This is a genomic window from Terrabacter aerolatus (assembly GCF_007991735.1).
GTDB lineage: Bacteria > Actinomycetota > Actinomycetes > Actinomycetales > Dermatophilaceae > Terrabacter > Terrabacter aerolatus.
In genome coordinates, this window is the sequence record NZ_BJYX01000001.1 from 64,258 (window position 1) to 76,767 (window position 12,510).

General features: G+C 69.8%; 10 protein-coding genes. 6 read left to right on the forward strand and 4 right to left on the reverse strand.

What is annotated here, in order from left to right:
- Window positions 1-15 precede the first annotated feature (15 nt).
- From TAE01_RS00345 to TAE01_RS00360, 4 genes are all read right to left on the reverse strand, one after another.
- Window positions 16-726 (reverse strand): helix-turn-helix domain-containing protein, encoded by a 711-nt coding sequence (locus tag TAE01_RS00345; RefSeq protein ID WP_147062273.1) that lies wholly within the window; start codon window positions 724-726, stop codon window positions 16-18.
- Window positions 727-989: 263 nt separating this feature from the next.
- Window positions 990-2,375, reverse strand: a complete 1,386-nt coding sequence (gene pntB, locus TAE01_RS00350) for a Re/Si-specific NAD(P)(+) transhydrogenase subunit beta (RefSeq protein ID WP_147062275.1) — start codon at window positions 2,373-2,375, stop codon at window positions 990-992.
- 3 nt (window positions 2,376-2,378) lie between these two features.
- Window positions 2,379-3,959, reverse strand: coding sequence for a Re/Si-specific NAD(P)(+) transhydrogenase subunit alpha (locus TAE01_RS00355; protein ID WP_147062277.1), 1,581 nt, complete (start codon window positions 3,957-3,959; stop codon window positions 2,379-2,381).
- Window positions 3,960-4,121: 162 nt separating this feature from the next.
- Complete coding sequence (locus tag TAE01_RS00360) at window positions 4,122-5,078, reverse strand: helix-turn-helix domain-containing protein (RefSeq protein ID WP_246111047.1); 957 nt, start codon at window positions 5,076-5,078, stop codon at window positions 4,122-4,124.
- A gap of 324 nt (window positions 5,079-5,402) precedes the next feature.
- On the opposite strand from TAE01_RS00360, the gene TAE01_RS00365 reads away from it, so the two are divergent.
- The 6 genes from TAE01_RS00365 (at window position 5,403) to xylB (ending at window position 12,454) form a co-directional block, all read left to right on the forward strand.
- Complete coding sequence (locus TAE01_RS00365; protein WP_147062279.1) at window positions 5,403-6,767, forward strand: ABC transporter substrate-binding protein; 1,365 nt, start codon at window positions 5,403-5,405, stop codon at window positions 6,765-6,767.
- Window positions 6,768-6,904: 137 nt separating this feature from the next.
- Complete coding sequence (locus TAE01_RS00370) at window positions 6,905-7,855, forward strand: carbohydrate ABC transporter permease (protein WP_147062281.1); 951 nt, start codon at window positions 6,905-6,907, stop codon at window positions 7,853-7,855.
- On the forward strand, window positions 7,852-8,703 hold the full coding sequence (locus tag TAE01_RS00375) for a carbohydrate ABC transporter permease (protein WP_147062283.1): 852 nt from the start codon (window positions 7,852-7,854) through the stop codon (window positions 8,701-8,703). The genes TAE01_RS00370 and TAE01_RS00375 overlap by 4 nt, the downstream gene beginning before the upstream one ends.
- Entirely contained in the window at window positions 8,700-9,461 is a 762-nt protein-coding gene (locus TAE01_RS00380) for an SDR family oxidoreductase (protein WP_147062285.1), read from the forward strand. Before TAE01_RS00375 ends, TAE01_RS00380 begins: the two co-directional genes overlap by 4 nt.
- Window positions 9,462-9,509: 48 nt before the next feature.
- Window positions 9,510-11,036, forward strand: a complete 1,527-nt coding sequence (locus TAE01_RS00385; RefSeq protein ID WP_147062287.1) for a mannitol dehydrogenase family protein — start codon at window positions 9,510-9,512, stop codon at window positions 11,034-11,036.
- The gene (xylB, locus tag TAE01_RS00390) at window positions 11,012-12,454 is read left to right on the forward strand and encodes a xylulokinase (RefSeq protein WP_147062290.1); all 1,443 of its coding nucleotides are present in this window, start codon (window positions 11,012-11,014) and stop codon (window positions 12,452-12,454) included. The genes TAE01_RS00385 and xylB overlap by 25 nt, the downstream gene beginning before the upstream one ends.
- The last annotated feature ends 56 nt before the right edge of the window (window positions 12,455-12,510 follow it).

Genomic DNA, 12,510 nt, shown 5'->3' on the forward strand with positions numbered 1-12,510 from the left:
GCGGGCTGTCGGCTGTCAGGGGCCCTCCTGGTCGCCGATCGTCGTACGGCCCTGGTGGACCACGCGGATCGAGCTGAGCGCTGACCCGTGGTTCGGCTCGCACTGACAGGGACAGTCGGGCAAACAGGTGCGCTCGAAGCAGCCGTCGAAGCACGAGCACTCCGGCTCGGGGTCGGCTGCCCGGCGGGCCTCGGCGGCAGCCACGCCCCTCCAGTAGGCCACCTCCCGCTCCTCACGGAGTCCGCTCACCGTCGGATGATCCACCGGCACACCACCTCGATCGCGGCGGTCGGCTCTCGACGGGCGTTGCTCGAACCAGCCGCGCGCCTCGGGCGTCCCGCGGCGAGGGTGAACCCGGTCGGACGGTGCGTCGTGGGGCGGCCGGACGTCCAGGTGCCCGGGGAACCGCCGGTCAGCGCGGTCGCGGAGGACGTCGACCGGGATCGGCCCCACCTCGAGGCCGGCGTGGTCCAGGACAGCGAGCCGCAGGCCCGCCCGTGCGAGGATGACCGACAGGGTCGTGGTGTCCACCTTGGCGGCCCCCGACTCCAGTCGCCCGATGGTGGCCCTCGCCACCCCGATCTCGTCGGCAAGCTCCCGCTGGCTGAGGTCGGCGAGTCGCCGTGCGCGCACGATGTAGCGCGCCCCGTCGAAGACCTCGCCCGACCGGTCCGGGCCGCCCGGTTCGATCGACCCCGAGGACCCCTCTCGTACCGACATGCTCATGGCCACCCCTCCCTTGGTGCAGGAGATGCTGACAGGGACCGCCGACACCCGCGCCCTAGCACCCTGCTCCCGAAACCGGAGCAGGTTCCGATAGGCAACCTCTCGCACCAATGTCCCCACGACTCGGGAGCTGCTCCCGAAACCGGAGCAAGTTCCGATAGGCAACCTCCCGCACCAATGTCCCCACGACTCGGGAGCTGCTCCCGAACGGGGAGCAGGTTGCGAGCGAACGGGCCGCGTCTCTCTCCCGACGACGCCTGTGCTCAGAGGGCCTTGATGATGTCCTCGACGCGCTCCTTGGCGTCGCCGAAGAGCATCGCTGAGTTGTCGCGGAAGAACAGCGGGTTCTGCACGCCGGCGTAACCCGCGTTCATGGAGCGCTTGAAGACGACGACGTCCTTGGCGTTCCACACCTGCAGCACCGGCATGCCGGCGATGGGCGACGTCGGGTCCTCCGCCGCAGCCGGGTTGACCGTGTCGTTGGCGCCGATGACGAGGACGACGTCGGTGTCGGGGAAGTCGTCGTTGATCTCGTCCATCTCGAGGACGATGTCGTAGGGCACCCGGGCCTCGGCGAGCAGCACGTTCATGTGGCCGGGCAGCCGCCCCGCCACCGGGTGGATGCCGAACCGGACGTCGACGCCGCGCTCCCGCAGCTTGGACGTCAGCTCGGCGACCGGGTACTGCGCCTGCGCCACGGCCATGCCGTAGCCGGGGGTGATGACGACGGACGAGGCGTTCTTGAGCAGCTCGGCGACCTCCGCCGCGGTGGTCTCGCGGTGGTCGCCGTAGTCGACGTCGGAGTCGGACACCGCCCCGTCCGAGCCGAACCCGCCCGCGATCACCGAGACGAACGACCGGTTCATGGCCGTGCACATGATGTAGGAGAGGTACGCACCGGACGAGCCGACGAGCGCACCGGTCACGATGAGCAGGTCGTTGCCGAGCATGAAGCCCGCTGCGGCGGCCGCCCAGCCCGAGTAGCTGTTGAGCATGGACACGACCACCGGCATGTCCCCGCCACCGATCGAGGCGACGAGGTGCCACCCGAAGGCGAGCGCGATGGCCGTCATGAGCAGCAGCGGCACGAGGGAGTGCCCGGCGACGAACCACACGAGCAGGCCGGCCGACACCACGAGCGCGGCGAGGTTGAGCCAGTGCCGGGCCGGAAGCATGAGCGGCTTGCTCGAGATCCGCGCCGACAGCTTGAGGAAGGCGACGATCGAACCGGTGAACGTCACGGCGCCGATGAAGACGCCGAGGAAGATCTCGACCAGGTGGACCGAGTCCCCCACCCCGTCCGAGGCGAGGAACGTGTTGAGCCCGACGAGCACGGCCGCCGCGCCGACGAACGAGTGGAGCATCGCGATCAGCTCGGGCATGCCCGTCATCTCGACGCGCCGCGCCCGCCAGATGCCGATGGCGGCCCCGATCGCCATCGCCACCGCGACGGCGACGGCGTTGCCCCACGGGGCGTCCCGCAGGGCGAGCCACAGGGTGGCGACGAGCGCGATGCCCATCCCGACCATGCCGAGCACGTTGCCGTCACGGGCCGTCTCGTGCCTCGACAGTCCGGCGAGCGACATGATGAAGAGCAGCGCTGCGACGATGTAAGCCGCCTGGATCAGTGAGGTGCTGACGTCGGTCATGGCTCAGCCCTTCCTGAACATCGTCAGCATGCGGCGGGTCACGGTGAAGCCACCGAAGATGTTGATGCTCGCGATCAGGGTGGCGACGAAGGCCAGCACGACGATGACGAGCTGCGAGCCCGACGAGCCCGGCGAGCCCGGCGAGGTCCGGGCCGCCCCGAGCTGGAGCAGCGCGCCGACGACGATGATGCCGCTGATCGCGTTGGTCACCGACATCAGCGGGGTGTGCAGGGCGTGGTGGACGTTGCCGATGACGTAGTAGCCGATGACGACCGCGAGCGCGAACACCGTGAAGTGGCCGAGGAAGCTCGCCGGCGACACCGCTGCCACCGCTGCGAAGACCGCCGCGCCGACACCCATCCCGACGTACCTTCGCCGCGGGTCCTTCGGCGGCTCAGGCTCTTTGGCGACCTTCTTGCCGGCCGGTGACTGCGCGACGGGCGCCGCGCTCACCTGGATCGCCGGCGGCGGCCACAGCAGCTCACCGTCCCGAGCCACCGTCATGTTGCGCTGCACGACGTCGTCGAAGTCGAGGACCAGCTGCCCGTCCTTGCCCGGCGTCAGCAGCTTCATGAGGTTGACGAGGTTCGTGCCGTAGAGCTGCGAGGCCTGGGTGGGCAGTCGGGCGGCGAGGTCGGTGTAACCGATGATCCTGACGCCGTTGGCCGTGACGACCATCTCGTCGGCCACCGACCCCTCGACGTTGCCGCCGTTGGACGCGGCCATGTCGACGATGACCGACCCCGGCCGCATCGAGGCGACCATCTCGCCGGTGATCAGTCGTGGTGCCGGACGCCCCGGGATGAGCGCCGTCGTGATGATGATGTCCACGTCGGGGGCCTGCGCGGCATACAGCTCGGCAGCGCGCCGGTTGTACTCCTCCCCCATCTCCTTGGCGTAGCCGTCGCTCGAGGCGGCGGCATCGTCGACCTCCGGCAGCTGCACGGCGAGGAAGTCGGCGCCCATGGACTCGACCTGCTCGGCGACCTCGACACGCGCGTCGGTGGCACGGACGATCGCGCCGAGCGAGCGCGCCGTGCCGATCGCCGCCAACCCCGCGACGCCGGCCCCGGCGACGAGGACGTTGGCAGGCGGGACCTTCCCCGCCGCCGTGACCTGCCCCGTGAAGAACGAGCCGAACTCGTGGGCGGCCTCGACGACGGCGCGGTAGCCGGCGATGTTGGCCATCGACGACAGGACGTCGAGCGACTGGGCGCGGCTGATGCGGGGCACGGCGTCCATCGCCATGGCGGTGACCCCGGCGGCGCGCAGCTTCTCGACGAGGTCGGGGCTGATGGCCGGAGCCATGAGCGAGACGAGGACGGTGCCCGGTCGCAGCCGCGCGATCTCCTCGTCGGACGGGGCGTTGACCTTGTGCACGATCGGCGAGCCCCACGCCTCCTCGGCGGCGACCACGCGAGCGCCCGCTGCGGCATACGCCTCGTCGGCGAAGCTGGCAGCCGCTCCCGCCCCCGTCTCCACCGCGACGTCGTAGCCGAGGGCGACGAGCGCTTCGACGGTCCGGGGCGTCGCGGCGACGCGGGTCTCACGGGCACGGGTCTCTCGGGGGACACCGATCTGCACGCTGGGCTCCTTCGCGCGGAGGGCTGTGGGCACTGGTTCACGAACCTAGGGCACGACCGGTGGGTAGCGGCGGCTCTGCCGGGCACGTCACACAATTCACGAGCACCAGGACCGAATCGTCTCTGATGGTGGGCATCCCGGTGCGGCCCCAGTCCGTCGACGTCAGGACGACGGCGCCCGCAGGCCCAGGCTGAACAGCTCGGGCGGAGGCTTCTGGTCGGACTCGAGCCGACGGTAGGCGCTCGGCGTGATGCCCACCTCGGCGAGGAACTGCCGGTTGAAGTTGGCCATGTTGTGGTAGCCGCTCATGTCGGCGACCTGGGCCACGGAGTGGTCGGTCGTGTCGAGCAGCCGCCGCGCGTAGGCGATCCGCAGCTTCTTGACCATGTTGGAGAACGTCATGCCGGTCGCGGTCTTGAAGTACTTCGAGAAGGTCGGCTCCGACATGTAGGCGAGCCGCGCCGCGGTCGACAGGCGCACGTCACCCGTGAGGTTGTCGAGGATGTAGCTGAGCCCGGCCTCACCGGCGTCGCGGGAGGCAGCGTCCGTGGGACGGCCCACCCACTCGCTCGCGACGAGCTCGTACTCGTCGGTGGGGGCGTGCGCGAACAGGGCGAGAAGCTTGAAGAGGTGGCCGAGCTGCTCGACCCCGTGGCTGTGCACGCAGGCGAGGATCGTCTCGGCGGCCCGCCACGCGGTGGCGCCCGAGAAGACGAGTCCCCGCGTCGACCGGTGGAGCAGCTCGGACACCTCGGCCAGCTCCGGCAGGTGCTCCGTGGCAGCCCGGATCCACTCGTCGCTGAACTGGATGACGGCGTCGCGGTCGACGGCCACCTGACCGTCGGCGAGGTCGCTGACCCAGTCGTGCGGCAGGTTCGGGCCCATCATGCTGACGTGACCCGGCGCGAAGGTGCCGATGTGGTCGCCGGCGATGAAGCTGCCCCGGGTCTTGGTGATGAGGTGGATCTCGTACTCCGGGTGGAAGCCCCACCCGCAGATCTCGCTCGGGAAGTCGTGGGTCAGGACACGCACCGACGCCTGCGGGTGCGGTGGGATGACCTCCCTGCGCATCGGCGCGCCCAGCTGCAGCGCGGACGAGGACGGCGAGGTGGTACTCACCTCCGGCGCGTGCGCGGTTCCACGGCTGGGAGACCCTCCGGATCGATACGAAACCATTGCGTCCTTCGTAGGGCTGGGACCTCATCGTCACCGACTCGTGCGGGGAAGCGCGCTCGAGAAGCACTCTGAGCCGGTCCCGCTCGCAAAATCGTATCAATGACAGAGGGCTCACGGTGCTTGTTGACGTCCTCGTCGCCTCATTACCGTTCCGGCAAGTTCCAGTCAAGAAACTGTTGCGGACGCCAGATCCGATCGGTGTGCCTGCCTCACCCGTGGTCGTCGAACTCGGGCCGGAACGACAGATGCCTACCAAAGGAGTTAGGAATGCTTGCGAACAAGCGCATGATCGCGCTGGGGACGGGCGCGGTGGCGGTGGCCATGACGGTGACTGCCTGTTCGTCCGGCGCCGTGCAGTCCGGTGGCGGCTCGACCGGCGGTGCCGGCGCACCGATCACCCTCAAGGTGGCCACGGTGAACAACGGCCAGATGAAGGACATGGAGAAGCTCAAGTCCGAGTACGAGAAGGCGAACCCCGGCGTCACCGTCAACTTCCAGGTCATGGAGGAGGGTGACCTCCGCGCAGCCGTGACGGCGGACGTCGCGAGCGGCGCCGGCCAGTACGACATCGTCACCATCGGCGCCTACGAGACGCCGCAGTGGGGCGCCAACGGCTGGCTCGTCGACCTCACCCCGGCCCTCCAGTCCGACTCGTCCTACGACGTCAACGACCTGCTCCCCCCGGTGCGCGCCGTCAACACCTACGACAACAAGCTGTATGCCGTCCCGTTCTACGGCGAGTCCTCGATCCTCATGTACAACAAGGAGGTCCTCGACAAGGCGGGCGTCAAGATCGGCAGCAACCCCACCTGGCAGGAGGTCGCCGACGCGGCCAAGAAGGTCAAGACCGCCGACATGGCCGGGATCTGCATGCGTGGCAAGCCCGGCTGGGGCGACCTCTTCGCTCCCCTGACCACGGTCGTGCAGACCTTCGGGGGCAGCTGGTACGACAGCAACTGGAAGGCCACCGTCGACACCCCGGAGTGGAAGCAGGCCGTCGGCTTCTACAAGCAGATGCTCGACGACTCCGGTGAGAAGGACCCCGTGTCCTACAGCTTCAACGAGTGCCTGACCGCCCTCAAGGAGGGCAAGGCCGCCATGTGGGCCGACGCCTCCGTCGCCGCCTCAATGCTCGAGGCCTCCGACTCACCGGTGAAGGGCAAGATGGGCTACGCCCACATGCCGGTCGACAAGACCAAGGAGTCGGGCTGGCTCTGGAGCTGGAACCTCGCGGTCCCGGCCTCGACGAAGCAGAAGGACGCGGCGATCAAGTTCGTCAAGTGGGCCACGAGCAAGGACTACATCAAGCTCGTCGGCAACAAGATCGGCTGGTCCAACGTCCCGCCCGGCTCGCGCACCTCGACCTACTCGATCCCCGAGTACAAGGACGCGGCCAAGGCCTACGCCCCGATCACGCTCGACGTCATGAGCTCGGTCAACCCGAAGCAGCCCGGCGTCAACCCGCAGCCCTGGGTCGGCATCCAGTACGTCTCGATCCCGGAGTTCCAGGACGTCGGCAACCAGTGCGCCCAGCTCGTCGCGGACTACCTGGCCAACCGCGGAACCATCGACGACGCGCTGGGCAAGTGCCAGAGCATCGCCCAGGCCGCCGGCGACAAGCACAAGAGCTGACGTCCCGCCGACGTCTGGCCGACGTCTCGCCGACGTCTCGCTGACGACCAGGTGACACGTGGTGCCGGGTCCGGCACGCCCCGGACCCGGCACCACCCCCCTTTCTCCAACCCGCAGTCGCACGAGGGAGTGCCGACATGACGACAACGACCACCACGCAACCACCCCAGCTGGACGAGGTCCGGGCCGACACCGCGACGGACAAGCGGCGCCTGCAGCGCAAGGAGCTCTGGCGCAACCGGGGCCTGCTCCTTCCGGCCGTCATCTTCCTCGTGCTGCTGACGCAGATCCCGTTCCTGACGACCATCGGCTTCTCGCTGACGAAGTGGAACCTGCTCTACCCCAACGACCGCGCCTTCGCCGGGTTCGACAACTACATGAGCGCCCTGACCTCCGGGGACCTGTGGCCCTCGATCGTGGCCACCGTGCTCATCACGGCCTTCTCGGTCGTCATGGCGCTCCTGTTCGGGCTGCTCTTCGCGATCCTGCTCGACCGGCAGTTCCACGGTCGGGCCCTCGCCAGGACCCTGATGATCACGCCGTTCCTCATCATGCCGGCGGCCGCCGCCCTCATCTGGAAGTACTCGATGTTCGACACGAACATCGGGATGCTCAACTGGCTCTTCCGGACCCTGCACCTGCCCGTCGTGTCGTGGAGCACCGAGCACCCGATGATGACGGTCGTCATCGTCCTCACCTGGCAGTTCACGCCGTTCATGATGCTGATCCTGCTCGCCGGCCTCCAGGGTCAGGACCGAGGCATCCTCGAGGCCGCCCAGGTCGACGGCGCCGGTGCCTGGCGCACCTTCACGTGGATCACGCTGCCCCACCTGCGGATGTACATCGAGATCGGGGTGCTGCTCGGCTCGGTCATCATCCTGCAGGTCTTCGACCCGATCGCGATCCTCACCAAGGGCACCGGTGGCACGAAGACCCTCGCCTACCTCCTCTACGAGCGGGCCTTCATCGGCCTCGACGTCGGGCAGGCAGCGGCATACGGCGTCGTGACCGTCGTCCTCACGATCATCGTCGCGACCATCGCTCTCAAGAGCGTCTTCAAGGTCTTCATGGCAGGAGGAAGTCGATGACCCGCTCCACCCGCTCCACCCGCTCAACCCGCTCCACCCGATCGGCCCGCGGGGCCCTCGTCACGCTCGTCACCTGGATCCTCGTCCTCGTCTTCTTCTTCCCCGTGCTCTGGATGTTCCTCAACGGGTTCAAGCCGGAGTCGCTGGCCTCGTCCGTCGACCCGACGTTCATCTTCAAGCCGGTCACGGAGGGCTACCAGCTCGCCATGGACCGCGGGATGTCCGGCTACCTGCAGAACTCGCTGACCGCAGCGGTGACCGCGACGATCATCTCGGTGGTCCTCGCCATCCCCGCCGCCTACGCGCTCTCGATCCGCCGGGTCAAGAACGTCGAGAACTCGCTCTCCTTCTTCATCTCGACCCGGTTCATGCCGCTGGCGGCGATCGTCCTGCCGCTCTTCATGATCTTCAAGACCGTCGGGCTGCTCGACAACATCTACGTCCTCGCCGTCGTCTACGGGGCGATGAACCTGCCCGTCACGGTGTGGATGATGCGCTCGTTCCTGCTCGAGGTGCCCTTCGAGATCATCGAGGCGGCGCGGGTCGACGGTGCGGGGATGTTCCGCGAGATCGTGCGGATCGTCCTGCCGCTCGTCCTGCCCGGGGTCGCGGCAGCCGCCCTCATCAGCTTCATCTTCGCGTGGAACGAGTACTTCCTCGCGCTGCTGCTGACGAGCTCGGCGGCCCGCACGACACCACCCTTCCTCGGCAGCTTCGTCGACGGGCGCGGTCAGTTCCTCGCCGTCCTGTCGGCGGCCGCGACGATCGCCGCGCTCCCGGTCATCATCGCCGGCTGGGTCGCCCAGAAGCAGCTCGTCCGTGGCCTGTCGATGGGAGCGATCAAGTGACGGGCACCGCACCCGCGGTCCGGGACGGACGGAGCCTCGAGGGCACGGTCGTCGTCGTCACCGGTGCGGGCGGGGCGATCGGGGGCGCCATCGCCCGCCTCGTGCTCGACGCGGGCGGGCGGGTCGTCGCCGGAGACCTCCGCGCGGAGGCGCTCGCCGCGCTGCGGGACGCGTGGGGCGAGGACCGCCTCGTGTCCGCCGTCGGCGACGTCCGGCAGGAGTCCACGGCCGACGCGCTCGTCGCCGCCGGAGTGTCGGCCTTCGGCCGCGTCGACTCCGTCGTGGCCAACGCCGCCGTCGGCTTCTACGGGGGTGTCCTCGACTACTCGGCGGACGAGGTCGCGCTCATGGTCGACGTCAACGTCAAGGGGACCGTGTGGCTCGCCCGGGCAGCGGTCCGCCAGTTCCGTGCCCAGGGCGACGGTGGCGACATCGTCATCATCGGCTCGGTCGCGGGGCTGCTCATCGGCGGCGGCAAGGAGGCCGTCTATGCCGCCACCAAGGCCGCCCAGATCAACCTCGGCTACGCGCTCGACCGTGAGCTGCGCCCCGAGCTCATCCGCACGACGACGATCGCACCGGCCGGGGTCAACACGCCCTTCGCCGCCGCCGACGGGCGCTTCGGCGACCGGGACCCGAGCGAGGGCGACTTCATGGAGCCGACCGACATCGCCCGGGCGGTGGTCTACACCCTCGGCCAGCCGCGCCGGATGCGGACCGAGCTCTGGACCATGTGGAGCATGTCCGAGGTCCACTGAGCCGCCCCTCCCCGCCCGGCCGCACCTTCGAGATCACGCAGAGGACCCATGACCACGACGCCCGCCCCGCCAGCTCCGCCCGCTCCGGCGCCGATCCCCTTGTCGCAGAGCACGTATGCCGCCCTGCCGCCCTCCGTGGGCCGCCCGGCATACGACCGCTCCACGGTCACGGCAGGCATCGTGCACTTCGGGGTCGGCGGCTTCCACCGCGCCCACCAGGCGATGTACGTCGACCGACTCATGAACGACGGCGTCGGCCTCGACTGGGGCATCTGCGGGGTCGGGGCCCTCCCGCAGGACCGCCGGATCGTCGACATCCTGACCGCGCAGGACGGGCTCTACACGCTCGTCGTCAAGCATCCTGACGGCCACCGCGAGGCGAGGGTCGTCGGCAGCCTCGTCGAGCTGGTGTTCGCGCCGGACGACCCGCAGGCCGTCGTCGACCGGCTCGCCGACCCCCGCACGCGCATCGTGTCGCTGACCATCACCGAGGGGGGGTACCTCGTCAACCAGGTGACGGGCGAGTTCGACGCCGACGACCCGGCGATCCGCGCAGACCTCGAGGTCGGCGCCGTGCCCCGGACCGTCTTCGGCTACGTCATCGCCGGGCTCGCCGCCCGGCGGGAGGCCGGCGGGAAGCCGTTCACCGTCATGTCGTGCGACAACCTGCCGGGCAACGGCGACGTGGCCCGCAAGATGATGACGACTTTCGCGAGGCTCAAGGACCCGTCGCTCGCCGACTGGATGGACGAGCACGTCTCGTTCCCCAACTGCATGGTCGACCGCATCACCCCCGTCACCGCTCCCGAGGACATCGAACGCCTCGCCGACGAGTTCGGCGTGGAGGACGGCTGGCCCGTCGTCTGCGAGCCGTTCACCCAGTGGGTGCTCGAGGACCGCTTCACCGACGGCCGGCCTCCGCTCGAGGAGGCGGGTGTCCAGCTCGTCGAGGACGTCGTGCCGTACGAGCTGATGAAGCTGCGCCTGCTCAACGCGAGCCACCAGGCCCTGTGCTACCTCGGCTACCTCGCGGGGTACCGCTACGCGCACGAGGTGTGCCAGGACCCGCTCTTCGTCGACTTCCTGCTCGGCTACATGGAGCGCGAGGGCAGCCCCACGCTCCCGGAGGTGCCCGGGGTCGATCTCGACGCCTACCGGCACGAGCTCATCGAGCGCTTCGCCAACCCGGAGGTCCGCGACACCCTCGCCCGGCTCTGCGCCGAGAGCTCGGACCGCATCCCGAAGTGGCTCGTGCCCGTCATCAACCGCAACCTCGCGACGGGCGGCGACATCGACCGCTCGGCGCTCGTCGTCGCGTCGTGGGCGCGCTACGCGGAGGGACTCGACGAGCAGGGCCGGCCCATCGAGGTCGTCGACCGTGTCAAGGACCGGGTCATGGCGGCCGCGGCCAGGCAGGGCGAGGACCCGGTGGCCTTCCTTCGGAGCCGCGACCTCTTCGGGGACCTCGTCGACGACGAACGTTTCGTCTCGGTGTTCACCGACGCGCTGTCGGCCTTGCACGAGAAGGGCGCTCGGGAGACGCTGCAGTCATGGAGCACCAGGGTGACCACGTGACCGACGGCCGGACGCTGGTGGCGGGCGTCGACAGCTCGACCCAGTCGACCAAGATCGTCGTCTGCGACGCGGAGACGGGCGAGGTGGTCCGCACGGCGCGTGCCCCGCACCCGGACGCCACGGAGGTGCACCCCGACCGGTGGTGGGAGGCGTACGAGCAGGCCAGCCGGGCAGGGATCCTCGACGGGGTGGCTGCCCTCGCCGTGGGCGGGCAGCAGCACGGCATGGTGACCCTCGACGAGGACGACGAGGTCGTGCGCGAGGCGCTGTTGTGGAACGACACCCGTAGTACCGGAGCCGCTCGGGACCTGACGGCCGAGCTCGGTGGCGTGGCCGCCTGGGTCGATGCGGTGGGCCTGGTCCCCGTCGCCAGCTTCACCGTGACGAAGCTGCGGTGGCTCGCCGAGCACGAGCCTGACCACGCCGCGCAGGTGGAGCGTGTCGTCCTGCCCCATGACTGGATGACCGGACGGATCCTCAAGCAGGGCAACGGCTTCGAGCGTTGGAGCACCGACCGGGGCGATGCGTCCGGCACGGGCTACTGGTCGGCCGCCGACGGAGACTACCGACTCGACCTGCTCGAGCGGGCGTTCGGGCGCACCGTCGAGGTGCCCGAGGTGCTCTCGCCGGCACAGCCTGCGGGTCGGACCGCGGCCGGGATGCTCGTCGCCGCAGGCACGGGCGACAACATGGGCGCGGCCCTCGGCCTGACCCTCCACCCCGGTGACGTCGTCGTCTCCCTCGGCACGAGCGGCACGGTCTTCACCCCGCACCGATCGGCCCTCCGCGACGAGACCGGCGCCATCGCCGGTTTCGCCGATGCGACGGGCCACCACCTCCCCCTCATGTGCACCCTCAACGCCGCCCGGGTGCTCTCCGCCGCGGCGTCGATGATCGGCGTCGACCTCGCGGAGCTCGACCGCCTGGCGCTCCGAGCGGCCCCGGGCGCCGGAGGGCTGAGCCTGCTGCCCTACCTCGACGGCGAGCGCACCCCCGACCTCCCGGACGCCACCGGGACCCTGAGCGGCCTCACCCGGTCCAACGCGACGCCCGAGAACCTCGCCCGGGCCGCCGTCGAGGGGATGCTGTGCAACCTCGTCGCCGGGGTCGATGCCCTGCGCGCCAAGGACGTCGAGGTCGGGCGCATCGTGCTCATCGGTGGCGCCGCGGCCTCTGCGGCCGTCCGGCAGGTCGCGCCCGGCCTGTTCCGGGCGCCGGTCGTCGTGCCGGCGCCGGCCGAGTACGTCGGGGTCGGCGCCGCCCGCCAGGCCGCCTGGGCCCTGTCCGGGTCTCAGGAGCCGCCGACGTGGACCCTCGAGATCGACTCGGAGCATGCCGTGCCGCCGGGTGACGAGCAGGCGCAGGCCGACGTCGTGGCGCGCTACCAGGACCTCGTCGCCCACGTACACGGGCGCTGAGCCGCCCCGGGCACGACGCGGCCTCGTCGAGCCCGGCCAGCAGGTCGCGCTCGAGA

Bases quoted from the DNA above. Each gene is read 5' to 3' on its own strand.
- TAE01_RS00345 (WP_147062273.1), bottom strand. From the start codon at position 726: ATGAGCATGTCGGTACGAGAGGGGTCCTCGGGGTCGATCGAACCGGGC.
- pntB (WP_147062275.1), bottom strand. From the start codon at position 2,375: ATGACCGACGTCAGCACCTCACTGATCCAGGCGGCTTACATCGTCGCA.
- TAE01_RS00365 (WP_147062279.1), top strand. From the start codon at position 5,403: ATGCTTGCGAACAAGCGCATGATCGCGCTGGGGACGGGCGCGGTGGCG.
- TAE01_RS00370 (WP_147062281.1), top strand. From the start codon at position 6,905: ATGACGACAACGACCACCACGCAACCACCCCAGCTGGACGAGGTCCGG.
- TAE01_RS00375 (WP_147062283.1), top strand. From the start codon at position 7,852: ATGACCCGCTCCACCCGCTCCACCCGCTCAACCCGCTCCACCCGATCG.
- TAE01_RS00385 (WP_147062287.1), top strand. From the start codon at position 9,510: ATGACCACGACGCCCGCCCCGCCAGCTCCGCCCGCTCCGGCGCCGATC.
- xylB (WP_147062290.1), top strand. From the start codon at position 11,012: ATGGAGCACCAGGGTGACCACGTGACCGACGGCCGGACGCTGGTGGCG.